The 19,627-nt window shown below is 73.1% G+C and carries 8 protein-coding genes and 15 pseudogenes; 9 read left to right on the top strand and 14 right to left on the bottom strand.

Features of this window, described 5'->3' with window-relative positions; translation table 11 throughout:
• Positions 1-33 precede the first annotated feature (33 nt).
• The 3 pseudogenes from UK94_RS46010 to UK94_RS46000 form a co-directional block, all read right to left on the bottom strand.
• Positions 34-739 (bottom strand): annotated as a pseudogene (locus UK94_RS46010) (cation transporter); the annotation flags it as partial.
• A gap of 1 nt (position 740) precedes the next feature.
• Positions 741-875 (bottom strand): annotated as a pseudogene (locus UK94_RS46005) (cation transporter); the annotation flags it as partial.
• Position 876: 1 nt separating this feature from the next.
• Positions 877-1,173: pseudogene (locus UK94_RS46000) on the bottom strand (cation transporter); the annotation flags it as partial.
• A 154-nt stretch (positions 1,174-1,327) separates the two neighbouring features.
• Between UK94_RS46000 and UK94_RS09685 the strand changes: the two are divergent.
• From UK94_RS09685 to UK94_RS09665, 6 genes and pseudogenes are all read left to right on the top strand, one after another.
• The gene (locus UK94_RS09685) at positions 1,328-1,939 is read left to right on the top strand and encodes a TetR/AcrR family transcriptional regulator (protein ID WP_011604409.1); all 612 of its coding nucleotides are present in this window, start codon (positions 1,328-1,330) and stop codon (positions 1,937-1,939) included.
• A gap of 218 nt (positions 1,940-2,157) precedes the next feature.
• A complete protein-coding gene (locus tag UK94_RS09680; RefSeq protein ID WP_235487223.1) occupies positions 2,158-3,060 on the top strand; it encodes a Sir2 family NAD-dependent protein deacetylase in 903 nt (300 codons plus the stop codon).
• A gap of 260 nt (positions 3,061-3,320) precedes the next feature.
• Positions 3,321-3,581, top strand: a complete 261-nt coding sequence (locus tag UK94_RS09675; protein WP_157734180.1) for a hypothetical protein — start codon at positions 3,321-3,323, stop codon at positions 3,579-3,581.
• Between the two features lie 8 nt (positions 3,582-3,589).
• A pseudogene (locus UK94_RS45995) lies at positions 3,590-3,726 on the top strand (hypothetical protein); the annotation flags it as partial.
• A gap of 1 nt (position 3,727) precedes the next feature.
• Positions 3,728-4,425: pseudogene (locus tag UK94_RS45990) on the top strand (FAD/NAD(P)-binding protein); the annotation flags it as partial.
• Between the two features lie 796 nt (positions 4,426-5,221).
• Complete coding sequence (locus tag UK94_RS09665) at positions 5,222-5,707, top strand: hypothetical protein (RefSeq protein ID WP_200912775.1); 486 nt, start codon at positions 5,222-5,224, stop codon at positions 5,705-5,707.
• Positions 5,708-6,713: 1,006 nt separating this feature from the next.
• On the opposite strand, the pseudogene UK94_RS09655 reads toward UK94_RS09665, so the two are convergent.
• The 6 genes and pseudogenes from UK94_RS09655 to UK94_RS45965 form a co-directional block, all read right to left on the bottom strand.
• Positions 6,714-7,156, bottom strand: a pseudogene (locus UK94_RS09655) (heme-binding beta-barrel domain-containing protein); the annotation flags it as partial.
• Between the two features lie 41 nt (positions 7,157-7,197).
• A pseudogene (locus UK94_RS75935) lies at positions 7,198-7,298 on the bottom strand (FABP family protein); the annotation flags it as partial.
• A 298-nt stretch (positions 7,299-7,596) separates the two neighbouring features.
• Positions 7,597-9,476: pseudogene (locus UK94_RS45980) on the bottom strand (4Fe-4S double cluster binding domain-containing protein); the annotation flags it as partial.
• 1 nt (position 9,477) lies between these two features.
• Positions 9,478-9,981: pseudogene (locus UK94_RS45975) on the bottom strand (2-oxoacid:acceptor oxidoreductase family protein); the annotation flags it as partial.
• Position 9,982: 1 nt separating this feature from the next.
• Positions 9,983-10,928, bottom strand: a pseudogene (locus UK94_RS45970) (pyruvate:ferredoxin (flavodoxin) oxidoreductase); the annotation flags it as partial.
• Position 10,929: 1 nt separating this feature from the next.
• Positions 10,930-11,061 (bottom strand): hypothetical protein (locus UK94_RS45965; protein ID WP_235487308.1); only part of this gene is annotated, 132 nt, incomplete at its 3' end.
• A gap of 539 nt (positions 11,062-11,600) precedes the next feature.
• Here UK94_RS45965 and UK94_RS09645 point away from each other — a divergent pair.
• Positions 11,601-13,272 (top strand): annotated as a pseudogene (locus tag UK94_RS09645) (NAD(+) synthase); the annotation flags it as partial.
• 1 nt (position 13,273) lies between these two features.
• Positions 13,274-13,631: pseudogene (gene nadE, locus UK94_RS45960) on the top strand (NAD(+) synthase); the annotation flags it as partial.
• A gap of 114 nt (positions 13,632-13,745) precedes the next feature.
• On the opposite strand, the pseudogene UK94_RS09640 reads toward nadE, so the two are convergent.
• From UK94_RS09640 to UK94_RS73300, 4 genes and pseudogenes are all read right to left on the bottom strand, one after another.
• Positions 13,746-14,887, bottom strand: a pseudogene (locus tag UK94_RS09640) (MFS transporter); the annotation flags it as partial.
• Between the two features lies 1 nt (position 14,888).
• Positions 14,889-15,347 (bottom strand): MFS transporter (locus UK94_RS45955; protein WP_235487221.1); only part of this gene is annotated, 459 nt, incomplete at its 3' end.
• Positions 15,348-17,621: 2,274 nt separating this feature from the next.
• Positions 17,622-17,952: pseudogene (locus UK94_RS45950) on the bottom strand (DUF4062 domain-containing protein); the annotation flags it as partial.
• Position 17,953: 1 nt separating this feature from the next.
• Positions 17,954-17,999 (bottom strand): hypothetical protein (locus tag UK94_RS73300; RefSeq protein ID WP_268761282.1); only part of this gene is annotated, 46 nt, incomplete at its 3' end.
• 65 nt (positions 18,000-18,064) lie between these two features.
• On the opposite strand from UK94_RS73300, the pseudogene UK94_RS09630 reads away from it, so the two are divergent.
• Positions 18,065-18,616: pseudogene (locus UK94_RS09630) on the top strand (GNAT family N-acetyltransferase); the annotation flags it as partial.
• 172 nt (positions 18,617-18,788) lie between these two features.
• On the opposite strand, the gene UK94_RS09625 reads toward UK94_RS09630, so the two are convergent.
• Positions 18,789-19,439, bottom strand: coding sequence for a DUF4232 domain-containing protein (locus UK94_RS09625; protein ID WP_157734179.1), 651 nt, complete (start codon positions 19,437-19,439; stop codon positions 18,789-18,791).
• Positions 19,440-19,627 lie beyond the last annotated feature (188 nt).

Raw genomic sequence — 19,627 nt, 5'->3', positions numbered from 1 at the left:
CCGCAGGCGGCCTGCGCCCTGGTGCCGTTGCGGTCAGGCGGCGGCGGGGGTGGGCTCGGGGGTGTCGTCGGGGTCGAGGGAGGGCTCGTCGGGGGCGGAGAGGCTGAGCACGGCGTCGACGACGGCGGGCGAGGCGGACAGCTTGGCCTCCACCCCGCGCAGGCGCAGGGCGACGTTGGGCTCGATGTCGTCGCCGATCAGGTCCACATCGCCGACGACGGTGATCATCCGTGGGCCGACGACCTCCAGGCGCAGGCGTGTCACCCGGTCGACCTCCGGCAGCGCCAGCAGGGCCCGCAGCGTCGCCGCGCGCACCTGCGGGTCGGCCTCCTGCCCGATGAGGAAACGCCGGTTGCGACTGATGAGCACGATGGCGACCACCCCGAGCAGCACCCCGACCAGGATCGAGCCGAGCGCGTCGAAGGCCGCCACACCGGTGATCTGGTGCAGCGCCAGCCCGAGCGCCGCGATCACGACGCCGGCGAGCGCCGCCGAGTCCTCGGCGAAGACCGCGCGCAGCGTCGGGTCGGACGTCTCCACCACGTGCTCGAGGACGTCCCGGTTCATCGACGCGGCCTCGGGCCTGGCCTGGCGCACCGACTGCAGGAACGAGGTCCCCTCCAGCAGGAACGACACCGCCAGCACGATGTAGCCGATCAGGTAGTCCCCGCCGGACTCGCCCGCGAACAGCTCCTGCACCCCGTGGGTGATCGAGACCGCGCCCCCGGCGACGAACAGTNCCATGGCCGCAAACAGCGCCCAGACGTACGCCTCGCGGCCGAACCCGAGCGGATGACCCGGCTCCGGCGGGCGGCGCGAGCGACGGTTCGCCATCACCAGGAAGACCTCGTTGCCGGTGTCGGCCCAGGAGTGGGNGGCCTCGGCGACCATCGAGGCGGAGCCGGTGAGCAGGGCCGCCCCCGTCTTCGCGATCGCGATGACCAGGTTGGCCACGAAGGCGACGGCGACGGTGAGACCGCTCTCGCTCTTGCCGGCGCCGCCGTCCTGCTGCAGCGGGATCGCGTCGCGGGCCTCGGGCGGCAGCTCGGCCGGGGCGGGTGGTGTCGTCAGGCTTTCGCTCACCGGCTCGCACTCCGCCGAGGCTGCCGGCGCCGCGGATGATGCCGGGATGGGCGGGGTGGCGGCAGGCGCGCCGTCGGTGTCAGCGGGCATGCCTTCGTCCTTAGCCCCGATGACCATGTTCTAACCCGACAAGGCCGGATGTGTCGCACGAATCGCCGCCGACGGCCGTGGTGTCGCTCATGTGACCGGTTCGGACGCCGCCCACCCGACGTGGGAACGAGCCGCGCGCTGTTAGCGTGCCCCGGTGGAAGCAACGGGCGGGCGGGGCCTGCGCGTCGACGCGGCGCGCAACTACGAGCGGATCATCGCCGCGGCCGACCAGGCCTTCGAGGACGTCGGGCGGGCCGTGACGCTGGAGGAGGTGGCCCGGCGCGCCGGCGTGGGGGTCGCGACGGTCTACCGCCGGTTCCGCAACCGCGACCAGTTGCTGCGCACCGTGTTCGACCATCTCGTCAGCACCGAGATCGTGCCCCGGCTGACCCGGGAAACCGACGACCCGTGGCACGACCTCGTCGGCGCGTTGGAGGCCACGGTGGCGGCGCTGGCGGGCCGGCAGGTGATCCTCGCCCTCGCCCGGGAGACCGACGCCTTCCACGTCGAGGGGGTGCACCGCTACCTGGAGTCGATGGAACGCCTGCTCGGCCGCGCCCGCGACGCCGGCGTGGTCCGCCCCGAGCTCGAACGCCGGGACCTGTCCGCGGTCGTCGTGATGGCCCTGGCCACGGTCAGCCCCGACGACCCGGCGGGCCTGAACCGCCGCCGCTACCTCGCGCTGCTCGTCGACGGGCTTCGCCCGGCCCCGCACGTCCTGCCACCCCCGGCCCCCGACGGCCAGCAGACCTCCGCGGCAACCTGAAAGCACATTCCGTCCGCCCTCCCGTTGCACGTCGAGGGCACCGGACACGCCCGACTGCGGACGGAAGCGCGCCCGGTGCCGAGAGGCGCCGCCGGGTGCGCCTCCGACGGCACCGGCGCGGTTCCGCGGAACACCATGATCGTCATGGGGTCGGGGGGGAGTCGCGCGGCCGCCACGCACCGATCACGTGCAGAGAGCCCGCGCAGGGATCGCCCATAATGGCAGGGATGACCCACGCCAGCCAGGCGGGCCGCCGCCCACCCGTGACCGCCTCGGCGGGACGACCCGCCGCCACGGTCGAGGCCGCACTGGACGCCGCCGCGGCGTTGCTCGCGGGCGCGGGCGCGCTGCTGGTGTGCGCGGGCGCCGGCATGGGCGTGGACTCGGGGTTGCCGGACTTCCGCGGCGACGCCGGCTTCTGGCGGGCCTACCCGCCGTACGAACGCCTCGGCCTGTCGTTCGTGGAGCTGGCCGACCCGGTCCACTTCCGCGACGATCCGACGCTGGCCTGGGGTTTCTACGGCCACCGCCTCGGCCTGTACCGGGCGACCAGGCCGCACGAGGGCTTCGCCGTGCTGCGCCGGTGGGGCGCGCGGCTGCCCGGCGGGATGTATGTGTTCACGTCCAACGTCGACGGCCAGTTCCAACGGGCCGGCATCGACGCGGTGGCGGAGGTCCACGGCTCCATCCACCACCTCCAGTGCGTCGGCCCGTGCGGCGGGGAGATCTGGCCGGCGGACGGCGTCGAGGTGGACGTCGATCCGGAGACGATGCGCGCGGGCGAGCCGCTGCCCCGCTGCCCGTCGTGCGGCGACCTGGCCCGGCCGAACATCCTCATGTTCGGCGACGGATCCTGGGTGAGCGAGCGGACCGACGCCGCGCTGCGCACCTGTGAGTCCTGGCTGGACGAGGTGACCGGTCCGGGCGACGCCGGCCCGCTGGTGGTCGTCGAGATCGGCGCGGGCACCGCCGTGCCGACCGTGCGCCGCACCGCCGAGTCGCTCGCCGGCCGCCTGATCCGCATCAACCCCGCCCAGCCCGAGATCCGCCCCGGTGCCGGCGTCTCCCTCCCCCTCGCCGCCCTGCCGGCCCTGACCGCCCTCGCCGCTCGGCTGCCCTGAGCCGGCTGTCCGGGGGACCAACAGCGTGCAGCCGGGTGAGCCTCCAACGGCACCGGCGCGGTTCCGCGGAACATCTTGATCACCCAGGTCGAGGACGGGCCGAGCAGGCCGTAGCTCTCCAATGACGTGCAGCGAGCACCCGTATCCACGATCGCCGTCGTGCGGCCCCGGCCGTGTGTGGCCGCTGCGTCTGCCACGGAGCGCCCACCTCCTCGAAGCGCCCACCTCCTCGAAGCGCCCACCTCAGAGTGGCCGGGCGCGTGCAGCACCGCGCCACGCTGCCGGGCACGACCTCGACGCCGACGCTCCTGCCCCGCCAGGACGTCCAGGGTTCCGCCGAGGGACCCGGATCCGGATCCGGCCACGGCCCGCGGCCCACGGCCCACGGACACGGTCGCCCAGTCCGGCCCGGCGAGCCCGTCGGCGACCTCGATGTGACCGACACCGCCGTCGAGGTGACGATGGGGATGGCGGCCGAGGCGGTGGACGACCACCTCCGCTTCCGCAGCGTCCACAGGTGAGGTAGTCGATGTCAGCCACTGCGAGGATCGGCGTGATCGGCGGCGGCGCGTCCGCCGTCTGCCTTCTCGACGCACTGGCCCACCAGCATGACCTTCCCGCCGGCAACCTGGCGATATTCGACGGTGGTCGACACCTGTGGCGCGGNCGCCCTTATCAGCCGGACCTGGACGCGATGCGGGTCAACGCGATACCGCGGGACATGTCCGTACGGGCGGGCGACGACCGCCATCTCGCCGAGTGGCTCGCCGCCCGCAGGCTCGTCGTCGGCGCCGAGTCGTCCTTCCTCGACCCCGTCTCCGGTGCGCCGTTCATCCCGCGGGCGCTGTACGGCAACTACCTGGAGCAGTCCGCCCGGGTGGCGCTGGTGACGTTGGCCGCGCGTGGCTGGAGCGTCGAGCTGCACCGGCGGATGGTGCACCGCGCCGTGCCGACCCGCCACGGCCTGGTTCTGCGCACGGCGGACGGCGAGGAGCACGAGGTCGACTATGCGGTCCTCGCCACCGGCGCGGGCAGACCCGCCGACCCGTACGGGCTGGCTGGTTGCACCGGGTTCGTTCGGGATCCCTACCCGGCCGCCGAGAGGCTGGCCGCGATCCGCCGGGACGACGACCTGGCCGTGATCGGCAGCGGGCTGACCGCGGTCGACGTGACCCTCGCCCTGGCCGCCCGCGGACACACCGGCAGGATCCGGCTGCATTCCCGCCAGGCGGTCCTGCCCGCCGTACGCCAGCGGCCCGCCCGGTTCACTCCGCGCCACGTCACCGCGGCGCGGTTCCGGGCGATGGCCGCCTCCGGTGGATCACTGGCGCTGGCCGACCTGATCGTCATGATCGGCGCCGAGCTNGCGGCGGCGGGCGAGAACCTCGACGCCGTGCGGACGGAGATCGACGCCGCGCGCCGGGAGGAACCCACGCACCGGCTGCGCCGGCAGCTCGGTGCGGTCAACGCACCCGGTGGCCCGCTGCGCATCCTGCAGCAGATCATGCCGGACGTCGGGCCGGACGTCTGGCCGCTGCTGCCCGAACGCGACAAGGACCGCCTGCTGGCCACGCACCACCGCGCCTTCATGAGCCTGTGCTGCCCGATGCCGCCCGCCAGCGCTGTCGCGCTGCTGGGCCTGCTGGAGTCCGGGCAGCTCGAGCTGATCGGCGGACTCGAACGGATCGAGCGAATCGAGTGGACCGAGGGGGCCGACGGGGCCGACGGGGCCGAGCCGGGCGACGGCGGCTTCGTGGCGAGCTCCGCCCACGGCAGGCATCGGGCCGCCGTCGTCGTCAACGCCGTCAACGGCCGCCTCGGCGGCGCCACCGACCTCACCGCGCCGATGCTGACGTCGCTGGTGGACGCAGGCCTGGCCGAGCCGCATCCGCGCGGCGGGTTTCGCCTCGAACGCGCCACCAGCCGCCTGACGGTGGACGGTCGCCCGAGCCGGCGGCTGTTCGCACTCGGGGACCTCGCGATGGGCAGCGTCTTCTTCACCTTCGGCATCCAGTCCCTCGTGGACCGCGCCGTCGACATCGTCACCTCGATCCAGAGTGACATCCTGGATTCAGGGAGCGNCGTGCACAGCGCACGCCGCGCCTTCCGCCCCGCCGCGTGCGACGTCCTCCAACCGATCTGACCCGCGATCCACCCGGAGGTGGGCGAGAGGTCACGCTGGCTCTGCGAGTCGACGAAGGATCTGAGCCGTCTGCTCTTCCAACGGGTAGAACGACTCCACGGCCAGCTGCTGCGCCTCGTTCTGCGCATCGACAGCGGTAGCACCGCCGTGATGGGCGTCGTCCTGATCACGGCCAGTGGCCTGCTGGCATCTCCCACCGGGATGCCGGTCGCGTTCTCGGTCGGATTCGGGATCTATCAGTTGGCCGGCGCGGCCGCACTTGCCTTCGTCGCGACCAGGCCGGCCATTCCGCCCGGTCTCGGCTGGACCGTTGTCGGCCTGAACGTCGTGTCCGGACTCGGTTGCCTGGGGGTGACGGCCACCGACCTGATATCGCTCACCACCTTCGGCACCGCGTTCATGATCGTCGGAGCGGCGGTCGCGGCGGTCTACGCTGCGCTCGAGTACACCGGGCTCAGGCGGACGATCGAAGCCGGTGACAGCCGAACAGCGGAAGCTCGATGACCGGCCGGGATGAACCGCCGTCAGCTTCGGGGAACACTCGCCCGCAGGTACACCGCGGGAGTGGCCAACACGTTGCTTCCGACGGGCCGAGCCCGAGTCGGACATAAAGAAGGTTCAGTAGTCTCCCGAGTAGTAGAGCACGTCTCGGTAGTCTATTTTGGCGACGTTGAGATAGTGTCTGATCTGATCCACGTCACCCTGACCGAGTTTCACGATAGCTCGGCGCACACGATCAGGTTCACAGTNCCACTCTTCGGTGCCNTATTCCCGTAGCAGGGCCAGGACTACAGGGGCCCGGTCCTCCNCAAAGGTATCGCGCACAACCACGACCGTGCCTTCCGCAATCTCCATGATGCAATCATGCCTCGGCTTGCGCGCTGTTGGACAGCCGGGATGAAGGCACTTCGAGTGGGTTGGCTGGCGGCCGGCAGGTGTCGCGTAGCCAGGTCTGGCGTGTGGCGGCCAGCACGTCCGGTGTGGCGTTCNCCCAGATCCGGCCGCTGCTGACCGCATCGAAGGCGTATCCGGGGAAGCGGCCGCGGATCTCGGGGAAGTTCGCGGCCGGGACCGCGATCTCGACGTCCCCGTGCTCGCGCGTCTGCGTGCCGCGGAACAGGTCCAGCGCCCAGCCCGCGGCCACACACCAGGGCGTGGTGATCCCGGCCAGATGCTACGCGACCTGCCCCGGGGTCCAGCACGATGACCACCTGGCACCGAGGGCTTCGATCTCGGTGGCTGCGAGGCCTCCACCCCGCCGGTTGCTGGTGCGCTGGTTGCGGTGCGCTGTGTACGGTCTCGAGGCGAAAACCGGACGGAACGCACCGCAACTGCGGGCCACCGGTGTCAGGCCGCGACCACGGTCCGGGCGGGGTCACGGTCCGGGCGGGGTCACGGTCCGGGCGGGGTCACGGTCCGGCGGAGCCAGGGGCCGGGCGCCCAGCCGACGTGGGTCAGCCGACGTGTGTCAGGCGACGTGTGTCAGCCGACGTGTGTCAGCCGACGTGTGTCAGCCGACGGGGCGCAGGACGTTGCGGTCGGTGTGGGCGACCGGGCTGCCGGGGACCCGCGAGTGGTCGATCGTGGTGGTCTCGTCGTAGGCGAAGCTGCCGTCGGGGTTGACGGTGATGGCCACCTCGTACAGGGTCGTGTTCGCCGCGCGGGCCAGGTACGGGTTGGACAGGATGCCGTACGTGGTGGAGCCGAGTTCCGCGCGCAGGGTGAAGCTCGTCGCGTCCGGCGCGACCACGCCGCCGGCGATCAGGGTCTGCCCGCGGGGCACCAGGAAGCTGCGCATGACGTGGCCGAGCTCGGCGTCCCACAGCCAGTAGCCGAGCTCGGTGTGGAAGGGGTTCTCCTCCCCGAACCGCCAGGCGGCCATCTTGTAGTCGAGGCCGTAGAGGTGCTGCGAGCCGTTGTCCACCGGACCGAACGGCTTCAGGGTGACCCGCTNACGGTACGGGGTGGTGATCATCGAACCCTCGACGTTGCCNAAGGCGACGTCGACACCCTGGTCGCCCTCCCACTCGCCGGCCAGGGCCGCCAGCGGCCCCCACTCCGGACCAACCTTCTCCGTCAACGCCGAATCCTCCAGACTAGAAACACTCGAAACCGGCGCAAATCCGCCGGAACATGCCGACACTACGTGGCACGCCGCCGAACCTCGACGCGCCTGACCCACCCGGGCCCCCACCGCCCGGCCACCGCCAGATCCCGCGCCCGCCCCGCGCCCGCCCCCGCCCCGGCGCCCGCGCCCGCGCCTATCCAGAGGGATTTTTCGGACACGGAGGCCTCTGGATAAGCAGGGAACGGCACCCGAGTGGGGCATGGCTGCCCGTTCGGGCAGGGGATGGCGGGGCCCGGTCGGGCGGGGGCCCGGTGCGGTCGGGCGGTCAGGTCTGCGAGCCGTCGGGGGTGCGGGGGGCCGCGGCGGCCTCGTGCTCGTAGGTCTCCCAGCGGGCGCGGATGTCGTCCTGGGCGAGGCCCTCGAGCTCGGCGACCACATCGGGGGCGACCGCGCCGAGCCGGGTGAACCGGGACTCGGTGGCGGCGAACTCGGCGTAGGTCATCGACGGCTTGCGCGAGTCCAGGCTGAACGCCTGCTCGGCGCGCGGGTCGACCCGGTACAGCGGCCAGTAGCCCGACTTCACCGCTGCCTTCTGGTGCGACAGGCCGTCGGTCATGTCGATGCCGTGGGCGATGCAGTGGCTGTAGGCGACGATGAGCGACGGGCCGGGCCAGCTCGCCGCCTCGTTGAACGCCCGCACCGTGTGCTGGTCGTTGGCGCCGAGGGCGACCTGCGCGACGTAGACGTCGCCGTAGGCGGCGGCGATGAGCCCGAGGTCCTTCTTGCGGGTCCGCTTGCCGCCGCCGGCGAACTTCGCGACCGCGCCGCGCGGCGTCGACTTGGACGCCTGCCCGCCCGTGTTCGAGTAGACCTCGGTGTCGAGGACGAGCACGTTGACGTTGCGCCCGGAGGCCAGCACGTGGTCGAGGCCACCGAAGCCGATGTCGTAGGCCCACCCGTCGCCGCCGACGATCCACACGCTCTTGTCGACGAGGTTGTCGACGAGCGGGTCGAGCCGGGCGTCGTGCTCGGCGCCGGCCAACCGCCGGCGCAGCTCGGCGACCCGGCCGCGCTGGGCGAGGATGCCGGCCTCGGTGCTCTGGTCGGCGCCCAGCAGCTCGTCGACGAGCGTGTCGCCGACGACCCCCGCGGCGGCCATCAGCAGCCGGCGGGCCTCGCGCGCCCGGCTGTCGAGCGCCAGGCGCATGCCGAGGCCGAACTCGGCGTTGTCCTCGAACAGGGAGTTCGACCAGGCCGGGCCGCGGCCGTCGGCACCCGTCGTCCACGGCGTCGTCGGCAGGTTGCCGCCGAAGATCGACGAGCAGCCGGTGGCGTTCGCGACGAGGATCCGGTCGCCGAACAGCTGGGTGAGCAGCTTCAGGTACGGCGACTCGCCGCAGCCGGAGCAGGCGCCGGAGAACTCGAACAGCGGCTGGCGAAGCTGCGAGCCGCGGACGCTGTCCGCCGACACGCGCGTCGGGTCGATCGCCGGCAGCGTCTCGTGGAACGCCCAGCCGGCGCGCTCCTCGGCCAGCCGCGGCGCGGCGTCGACCATCTCGAGGGCCTTGTGCTCCCGGTTCTCCTTACTGGTCGCCGGGCAGACCTTGACGCACAGGCTGCAACCGGTGCAGTCGTCCGGCGCCACCTGGATGGTCACCCGCAGCCCCGCCAGGTCCTTGTCCTTCGGCTGGCGCGACTTGAACGTCGCGGGCGCGTCGGCGAGCAGCGCCGGGTCGAAGGCGGTCATCCGGATCGCGGCGTGCGGGCAGACGATCGTGCACTTGCCGCAGTTGATGCAGAGGTCGGCGTCCCAGACGGGCAGCTCGTGGGCGATGGCGCGCTTCTCGTAGCGGGCCGTGCCGACCGGGAAGGTGCCGTCGATCGGCAGCGCGCTGACGGGCAGCAGGTTCCCCTCCCCCGCCATGATCCGGGCCGTGACCTCCTTGACGAACACCGGGGCGTCGCCGGACAGGCGCCGGGTCGCGCGCTCCCCCACCGTCCGACCGGTCAGGTCGACCTGGGCCAGCGCGCCGAGGGAGGCGTCGACGGCGGCGAAGTTGCGCTGCAGCACGGCCTCGCCGCGCTTGCCCTGCGCGATGCGGATGGCGTTCTTGACCGCCGCGACCGCCGTGTCGGCCGCCAGCAGCCCGGACAGGGTCAAAAAGCAGGTCTGCAGCACGGGGCTGACGATCCCGGGCAGGCCGGNCTCGCGGGCCACCCGGTCGGCGTCGACGACGAACAGGCGCGCGTCCCGGTCGAGCAGGTGGCGCTGGGCGTTGGCGGGCAGGTGCTCCCACACCGTCTCCGCCGGGTACGGGCTGTTGATCAGCACGGTGGCGCCGGTGGCGGCGACGGCGAGGACGTCGACCCGTTCGAGCAGCGAGAACTGGTGGCAGCCGACATACTGGGCGTCGTCGATGAGCCAGGGGGCGTCGACCGGGCGCGGCGACAGGCGCAGGTGCGACACCGTCATCGAGCCCGACTTCTTGGAGTCGAACACGAAGTACGCCTGCGCGTGCAGCGGGGTGTGGTCGGCGGCGATGCCGGCGGTGGCACGGGTGGCGCCGACGGTGCCGTCGCTGCCGAGCCCGTAGAACACCGCGCGCCGCACGTCGTCGGGCTCCGGGTGGCCGTGGTCGTCGACGGCGAGGGAGAGGTTCGTGACGTCGTCGTGGATGCCGACGGTGACCTGGCGGCGCGGCTGGGAGCGNGCCAGCTCGTCGAACACGGCCGCCGCCATCGCCGGGGTGAACTCCTTCGACGCCAACCCGTAGCGGGCGCCGATGACCCGCGGCATGCTCTCGGGCCGCTCGGCGAGCGCGGCGAGCACGTCCAGGCGCAGCGGCTCACCGAGCGCGCCCGGCTCCTTCGTCCGGTCGAGGACCGCGATCGAGCGGACCGTCGCCGGCAGGCTGGCGAGGAACGCCGCGCCGTCGAAGGGCCGGTAGAGCCGGACCTGAACGAAGCCGACCTTCTCGCCGCGCGCGACCAGCCGGGTGACGGCGTCACGCACCGCCGAGCGGCCCGAGCCCATGACGACGACGACCCGCTCGGCCTCGGGGTGACCGGTGTACTCGAAGATCCGGTAGGACCGCCCGGTGGCGGCGGACACCCGGTCCATCGCCCGCTGCACGATCCCGGGGACGGCGGCGTAGTAGGCGTTGGCCGCCTCCCGGGCCTGGAAGAAGGTGTCGGGGTCCTGGGTGGTGCCGCGGATCACCGGGCTGTCCGGGGACAGCGCGCGCAGCCGGTGCGCCTCGATGCGCTCGGCGGACAGCAGCTCGGCGAGCGTGGCGTCGTCGATCTCGGCGACCTCGTTGAGCTCGTGCGAGGTGCGGAAGCCGTCGAAGAAGTGCAGGAACGGAACGCGGGATTCCAACGTGGCCGCGTGCGCGACCGCGGCCAGGTCGTGGGCCTCCTGGGGGGACGAGGAGGCGAGCATGGCGAAGCCGGTGGAGCGCGCGGCCATCACGTCACTGTGATCACCGAAGATGGACAGCGCGTGGGTGGCGATGGTGCGGGCGGCGACGTGGAGGACCATCGGCGTGAGCTCGCCGGCGATCTTGAACATGTTGGGCAGCATCAACAGCAGGCCCTGGGAGGCCGTGAACGTGGTCGACAGGGCGCCGGCCTGCAACGCCCCGTGCACGGCGCCGGNGGCGCCGCCCTCGCTCTGCAACTGGACCACTTCGGGGACCGCACCCCAGATGTTCGCCCGGCCCTTCGTCGCCCAGGCGTCGGCGAGCTCTCCCATCGCCGACGCCGGGGTGATCGGGTAGATGGCGATCACCTCACTTGCCCGGTAGGCCACCGAGGTGGCGGNCTCGTTACCATCGATCGTCTTCTGACCCATACACCCAGAGTCGACGCGGGATGACGCAGCGGCGAGGGACTTCCTTCCCTTCCCGGAGGACGGAAGTTACCGGTGTGAGTCCCTGTTTGAGTGCCTTCGAGGTGACCTGCCGTCCGGTAGGCGTCGGCATCGGTGCTGCNCAGGGCGCTGCGCCGCCCGGCCGGTCGGCGAGGGCCGGGGACGGCACCCCGCGCGCGGGTCGGCCCGGGGCCCGCTCCCACGGCCGCAGGCCGCCACGCACCGCACCGCCGCTNGCACCACCGGGGGTGCGGGCGGATCGAACGTGCTCACCCGTTCGCGGGAGGGCGACAATCGCGGGAGGGCGACATTGCGGACGGTGCGCCGACAACAGGATGCGAGGCGATGTGACCGAGCCAGAGTTCGGCGAGGCGGTCCAGCCGGGATTCGACGAGGCGGCCCAGCCGGCACTCGGCGNCCCGGTCCGGTCCCGCAAGCCGCGGCGGGAGTTCGCCGCGATCCACAGCCACGGCCTGGCGCGGGTCGCGGCGGCCACGCCGCTGGTGGTGACCGCGGAACCGGCCCGCAACGCCGAGGCGACCGTCGCGCTGGCCCGCCGGGCGGACGCCGACGGCGTCGACGTCGTCGTCTACCCCGAACTCGGGCTGTCGTCGTACGCGCTCGACGACCTGCACCTGCAGGACGCGCTGCTCGACGCGGTCGAGCAGGCCGTCGACACGGTGTGCCGGGCCAGCGCCGAGCTCGGGCCGCTGCTGCTGGTCGGAGCGCCGCTGCGCCACCGCGGGCGGCTCTACAACACGGCGCTGGCGATCTCGCGGGGGCGGATCCTCGGCGTGGTGCCCAAGACGTTCCTGCCGAACTACCGCGAGTACTACGAGAAGCGCTGGTTCGCCTCGGGCGCCGGCGTCACCGGGGAGGAGATCACCGTCGCGGGGCGGACGGTCCCGTTCGGCACGGACCTGATCTTCGAGGCGACGGACCTGGCCGACCTCGTCGTCGGCATCGAGATCTGCGAGGACTACTGGGCGCCGATCCCGCCGTCGTCGTACGCGGCGATGGCCGGCGCAACGCTGCTGGCGAACCTGTCGGCGTCGAACATCGTCGTCGGCAAGGCCGCCGACCGCGCGCACCTGTCCGCCGCCCAGTCGGCGCGGGCGCTCGCCGCCTACGTCTACTCGGCGGCGGGGACCGGCGAGAGCACCACCGACCTGGCCTGGGACGGGCAGGGCACGATCCACGAGCTCGGGGATCTGCTCGCCGAGTCCGAACGCTTCGCCGACACCCCCCAGCTCCTCGTCGCCGACGTCGACCTCGCCCGGGTGCGCCAGGAGCGGATGCGCACCGGGACGTTCCACGACAGCGCCGCCGTCGCCGGCCGGCCCGAGCAGCGGTTCCGCACGGTCCGCTTCGACCACCGCCCGCACCGCCGCGACGTCGGGCTGCGCCGTCACCAGCGGCGCTTCCCGTTCGTCCCCGACACGGCCGAGCGGCTCGACCTCGACTGCTACGAGGCGTTCAACATCCAGGTCCACGGCCTGGCCCGGCGGTATCGGGCGACCGGCGGCGGACGGATGGTCATCGGCGTCTCCGGCGGCCTCGACTCGACGCACGCACTGATCGTCGCGGCGAAGGCCTGCGACCGGCTCGGGGTGCCGCGCACGACGATCCTCGGCTACACCCTGCCGGGCTTCGCGACCTCGGCGGAGACGAAGGCGAACGCGTGGGCGCTGATGCGCGCGCTCGGCGTCGAGGCGGCGGAGATCGACATCCGCCCCGCCGCCCGCCAGCTGCTCGCCGACCTGGGCCATCCCGCCGCCGAGGGCGCCGCCGACTACGACGTCACCTACGAGAACGTGCAGGCCGGGCTGCGCACCGACTACCTGTTCCGGCTGGCCAACCACCACGGCGGGTTCGTCGTCGGCACCGGGGACCTCAGCGAGCTGGCACTGGGCTGGTGCACGTACGGCGTCGGCGACCAGATGAGCCACTACGCCGTCAACGCCGGCGTGCCCAAGACCCTGATCCAGTACCTCATCCGGTGGGCGGTGAGCCACGACCAGTTCGACGCCGACACCGGCAAGCTGCTGACCGCGGTCCTCGACACCGAGATCTCCCCCGAGCTGGTCCCCGCCGACGCCGAGACCGGCGCGATGCAGAGCACCCAGGACCNCATCGGCCCCTACGAGCTGCACGACTTCTTCCTGTACCACCTGCTGCGCCACGGCCTGGCGCCGTCGAAGATCGCCTTCCTGGCCTGGCACGCCTGGCGCGACGCGCTGACCGACGGCTGGCCGGCCGGTTTCCCCGACGACGAGCGGCACGCCTACGAGCTGCCGACGATCGTGCGCTGGCTGCGGGAGTTCCTGGGCCGCTTCATGGCGTCGCAGTTCAAGCGCTCGGCGCTGCCCAACGGCCCGAAGGTCTCCTACGGCGGCACGCTGTCGCCCCGCGGTGACTGGCGGGCCCCGTCCGACGCCAGCCCCGCCGCCTGGCTCGCCGAACTCGACCGCAACGGCCCGCATCGCTGACGCCCGCGCCGCGCTCGCCAGCCCACGGCGGCGGCGGGCCGGCGGCGGGCGGCGGGCGGCGGGCGGCGGGCGGCGGGCGGCGGGCGGCGGGCGGCGGGCGGCGGGCGGTCCTGCTTATCCGGAGGCTCTCGTGTCCGATTTATCCCTCTGGATAGGCAGGGGCAGGGTGGGCGAGCGGCGGGCGAAGAGGATGGCGAGGCCGGCGGCGGCGGACAGGCCGGCGGCGGCCAGGTAGGCGACGGTGAACGGGGCGGCGCGCACCGCGTCGCCGACGATCGCCGACAGCAGGCTCATCCCGATCACCGCGCCGATCTGGTTGGCGGTCTGCTGCAGCGAGGTGGCCAGGCCGAAGCTGTCGGCGGCGGCGGCGTTGCCGGTGATCACCAGCAGCGGCGGCTGGGCGTGCCCGAACGCCAGGCCGCTGACGATCAGACCGGCGATGACCACGGGGAGCTGGTCGTACTGGGTGCCGAGGGCGAGCACGGCCAGGGCGATCGTGTAGACCCCGCCGGCCACGCCCGCGAGCACCCGCGGCGGGATCCAGGCCCCCAGCCGGCTCGCCGACGGCGCGGCCAGCGCGATCGACAGGGTGCGGGTCATCGTCACCAGGGAGGTGGCCGCGACCGACAGCCCGAACACCCCCTCCAGCAGCAGCGGTGTGACCAGGAAGTTGCCCATGTGGGCGGCGCCGAGCAGGAACGAACTCGCCCCCGCGGCCCGGATGTCGCGCTCGACGAGCAGCACCGTCGGGATGACCGGCATGGCGGTGCGCCGCTCGACCACGACCAGCAGCCACAGCAGCAACGGGACGGCCGCGAGCAGGCCGATCACGATCGGCCGCAGCCCCCAGCCGGCGGCCCGGTTGACCCCGAAGGTCAGCGCGAACGTGGCCGCGCCGAGCACCAGCGCGCCGGTCTTGTCCAGCGTCAGGCTGCGGTTGCCGACGTCGACCGGCAGCACCTTCACCGCGGCGATCAGCGGGACCAGGGCGATCCCGGCCTGCATGACGAACAGCGGCCGCCACCCGATCGAGTCGATGACCAGCCCGCCGATCGCCAGCCCGCTGACCGACGCCCCCGACAGCACCCCCGACGCCCAGGCCGACGGCCGCACCCGCTCGTGCGGCGGGAACGCGTGGAACAGCATCGCGAACGACGCGGGGATCGTCGCGGCGCCCGCCACCTGCGCCAATGCACGGAAGGCGATGAGCGACACCGGGTCCCAGGCCACCGCGGTCGCCAGCGAGAACACCACGGNGAGCACGGAGCCGACGAGGAAGGTGCGCCGGTGCCCGCGGATGTCGCCGACCCGGCCGAGGATCGGCATCGCGACCGCCTGCGCGAGCAGCGAGCCGGTCACCGCCCAGGAGATGACGTCGACGTTGCTGTGCAGGTCGCCGGCCACCGTGCGGATCGACACGGACAGCACGGTCGCCGTGAACGTCGTCGCGAACATCCCCGCCAGGCACGTCAGCAGGATGAGCTGCCGATCCCGGCGCTCACCGTCCGACTCCGACGCTGAACCGGCCCCCGACCCGGTGCGGGCGACGCGGTTGCCCCTGCCGCCGCTGCCGGCGGCGGGCGTCCCTCCGGCGGACACAGGCCCTAAGTGCGCGTCCTCGGGAGGGTCCCCGGTGAGGTCCGCGGCCGGTGTCGCCGGCACGAACGACGGGGGCGACGGTGTGGCCCGCCCCGGGCCCTGGTCCTGCGCAACCACGCTGCTCCCCTCCAGGCCCGCGGGCCAAACCCTCCGATCGTCAACCGCGGTTGTGCCCGGACGCAACCAGTTGCCCGGCGCCGTCGCCGGGGCGACCGGCTCAGAGGACCACCGCGGACGACCACCGCGGACGACCACCGCGAGCGACCACCGCGAGCGACCACCGTGGCGGACGGCGCCGGATCAGAGGACGGTGCAGTTGGNGACCGCGGCGGCGGGGCGGCGCGGGCTCTGCGCGATCGTGCCGGGCGCGATGGTCGTCACCGTGGNGTCTGTCGGGTCGAACCGGCGGATGAGCACCGGTGCGCTGGTCGAGTCGCCGTACCGGTCGAAGCTGATGTAGCCGTTCGCACCGGCGCNGGCGAGATCGCCGCAGGTGAGGTTCAGGACCGCCTTGATGTTCGCGCGGAGCTGGCCGGGCGGCGGGGTGTTGAGCTCGGCGGCGCCGATGGCCCATGCCAGCACCGACAGGGCGTCGAAGGCGACGATCGTGTGCCCGGAGATGAGCCGCTGCGGGGTGTCGCGCACCTGCGTCGCCCACTGCCGGGGCACGGTGCCGTCCGCGCCGGTCTGCTCCGAGTAGGACGGCGGGATGTCGCCGGGCTGGGCAAGGCCGAAGTCGGCGAAGTAGAAGGTGTGGCGACCCAGGGCGCCCGCCGCGATCTCCCCCGGGTCGGTCTCCAGCTCCATCGCGTCGTCTCCGGAGATGATCGGCAGACGCGGGTCCGCCCGGCCGCAGGCGGACCCGGTCAACGCCCCCAGCAGGGTGTTCACGCTGGTGGTCCGGCCGGTGTAGATGATCAAATTCGGCGGCTGCGGGCCGGTGCAGCGCTCGCTGAGGTCATGGCCGAGCACGCCCACCACGGTGGGGCCGCCGTCCGCGGCGCTGGCCGCCTCCGCCCGCGCAGTCTCGGGAAAGGACACGCGGACGGCCGGCGCGGCGCGCGGCACTCGACCCAGCTCCGTTCTGATGTCCTCGGCGAGGTTGTCGCTGTAGTGGTCGGGGTTGGCGTCCTTCGGGCCGTTACCCGCCCCGGCGGAGACGATCAACGGTCGGATGGGCTGGTCGCCGCGCTCCTCCCGCTTCATGATCTCGGGGATCGCCCTCGCGATGACCTCCGCCTCCCGGTGGTTGGTCGGCCCGACCCGGAAGTACCAGTCGAACGCGCGGCGGGTCTGCCCGGGTGGCCCGACGGGCCGGGTGAAGCCGTCGTCGGAGGCCGTGGACGACACGATGGGGATACCGGTGGTACCGCTGAGCAACGCCACCGCCTGACGGGCGGCGGAGGTGCTCTGGAACAGGCCCAGGAGCCCGGCGAGGCCGGGATCGGCGCGGGCCACCTCGTCGATGTGCCGGGCGACGGTGAGCGCGCCGTCGGAGTGCCAGCCGACGTTGGCGACGAGCAGCCGGATCCGGGACCGGGAACGGGCGCCCGGGGCATCCGCGGCGGCGTTGGTCGCCGCCTGCGCGAGCTGGGCCCCGAGCAGCTCGTTCAGTCCCCCCTGCCCGACGGTCGTCGGCGAGTCGGCCTGTCCGCCGCCCGGCGGGGGGTGCCTCCCGGTCAGCGGCGCCGCGACCACCACCGTGTACACGCCGCCCTTGCCGGCGAGCGCGGCGTTCTGCCGGCCGATCGTGGTCAGCAGCGCGGCGAGATCCGGCGAGGTCGAGTCGAAGGTGTACGCCCCGTCGCTGAACCCGATGCACTGCTCGTCGAAGGATCCCACCCAGGTGGCCGCGGCCGGCAGCGCCGTCAGCGGGTCGGGCGCCCGGCAGGCGTGCGACGATCTCGGGCGGCCCAGCCCCGCGCCGAGGACCGCCCCGGCGGCGACGGCGCCGGCGAGGACCGCCGCGCCAAGCACGTATGGCAACGTTCCCCGCCGGCGGAACCGGCGCCCCGCGTCATCAGCACCGGCAGCACCGGCCGCACCGGCCGTATCCCTGCCAGCCGCATCCGTGTCCGCCGCACCTGTGCCGGCCTGGTCGGTAGCGGCGGTCAGGCCGGTCAGGTCCGGGGGCTGCGGGGCGGTCCCGGACGTGACCGGCGACCTGTCTGCGATCCGCTTGGCGACAAGCGCGGCATCGACTGCGCCATTGTCGACCAGCTGGGACAGTGCGAGCGTGACCTGGGCTTCCAGGTGGTCCGCGGTGCGGAAGAAGCCGACAATCACGTCGGCGTTTCGCAGCCGCTCCCGGAATGCATCGACCGGCCCGAGATCCCTGTCGGTGAACTTGCGCGGAATGGGAGTGTCCTCGTCCAGCAGGAACAGCAGCCNGGGAATCTTCTTCTCGACCGCCGTGCGGAACTCCAGTTCCGTGTACGAGACGGCCGTCTGACCTGGCGGGACGACGGCGTCCGTCGAGTCCGTCGAGTCCGGTTTCGGCTGGCCGACGCCGGGGACGTTCGCCGGCGCGGCGGCGCCGCGCGGATCGCCGGCCACCAGCGAGCCGTACCGCAGGCCGATGACCCCGATGTACACGTCGCACTCGCGGACCTTCTCCTCGCAGAAGGACGCCGGCACCTTGCTGACGACGGGGAAGTCGTCCATCGAAATGGCGGTGTGCCCACTGCGACGCACGGCGTCCAACGCCGCCCGCACGAAGGCCNGGTCAGTCGGATACTTGTTCATGTCCGACGTGTGGCTGACGAACACCCGCAGTCTGGCGCGCAACCCTTTCCCCCGAACGTCGTGGGAAGTACCTGACCGGACAGTACCTAATGTGCGTCCGGAAACTACCTGGTACGGACCGGACGCCGGCCGCGCCGGGCAGGCCGGACGGGGGCCGGCGTTACCGTCACGAGATGAGCCGCAACGTAGCCCTTCGCCCGCGCTACCCGCTGCGAACCGCGCGGCTCCTGCTGCGCCCGTCCACCCCGGACGACGCCGACGCGATGCTGGCGTACAAGGCGCGGCCCGACGTGGTGCACTGGGTGCCCCACGGCGTGCTCGACCGCGCCGGCGTGCTGGACCGCATCGAACGGTCCCGCGGCGAGCTCGACGACGAGGGGCAGACCCTGGGTCTGGCCGTGATCGAGGCCGACTCCGGCACGCTCGTCGGCGACGTGCTGCTGACGTGGACGAGCCGCGAGCACGGCGGCGGCGAGGTCGGCTACATCTTCGACCCCGCGGTCGCCGGCCGCGGCTACGCCACCGAGGCCGCCCGCGAGCTGCTGCGGCTGGGTTTCGACGAGCTCGGCCTGCACCGCATCGTCGCGCGCATCTACGCGCGCAACGGCGCCTCCGCCCGCGTCCTGCAGCGACTCGGACTGNGCCGCGAGGCGTACTTCGTCCGCAACGAGCTCCTGCGCGGCGAGTGGACCGACGAGATCGTTTACGCCCTGCTCGCCGACGAGTGGGCCGCCCGTCGCTGTCGTTGACCGGCGGACTGCCGTCGGTCGGCGACGCCCCTGCGGCAGGACGGACTCACGCGGCAGGACAGACTCACGCGGCGGTGAAGGCCATGATGTAGGTGCCCGGATGGGTGGCGCCCGACTGGTCGAGGACCGGGCCGCCGTCCCAGCGCAGCTCGACCGCGGTGGTCGTGTCCGGCGGGGTGACGAGGACGCGCGCGGGGAGGAACGCGCCGCTGTCGCCGGGCTCGGTGGTCAGGTAGGTCAGATTCGCCCGGGCGTCGGCGCCGGGCGGCAGGTCGATCCGGCCGGGTCGGACGAGCGGCGATCGCACGACGTCGTAGGCCGATCCGTCGCGGGCGACGAACCGCACCCCGGGATAGCCGGTCACGGCGCAGCGCCGCGGCGACCGGTTCGTCACCACCAGCGGACGCTGATGCTGCCCGCCGGCCGCGGCGTCCGCCGCACCGAGCGCGACGGTCAGGTCCCCCGCCTCGCACCGCGGGACCGCCGACGTGCCGCTCCCGGCGGCCACCGCCGGCGATGAGGGTGTTGCCGAGGACAGCCGCACCTTCGCCGCCGACGCCGCCGGGACCGCCGACGCGGACGTCGGAGACGTCGCGGAGGTCGGGAGCGGGCTCGTGCCGGTGGCGACGGTGGAGCCACCACAGCCGGCGGCGGTCAGCAGGGCGGCCAGCGCGATGGCCACCAGGCCCGGACGCCCCCCGGGTTCGCCACGCATGTCGTACCTCCGCACTCGCCAGTCCGAACTTCGTCGACGACGGCCAGGTGATCAGCACCGTGGACGCCGGCCGGCCGGCTCGTGCCCGCCGCTACCTTGTCGATGGCGCGGCAGCCCGCCTACCGGACCGAACTATCCCACCGACACACGCCAGCCACCCGCCCGGTNACGGCTCGGGACGGGACGGG

It is taken from the genome of Frankia sp. AvcI1 (assembly GCF_001420875.1).
In the GTDB taxonomy this organism is placed as follows: Bacteria; Actinomycetota; Actinomycetes; order Frankiales; family Frankiaceae; genus Frankia; species Frankia alni.
Note: the sequence above shows the minus strand (reverse complement) of the source record. Positions and strands in the feature narration are given on the sequence as shown.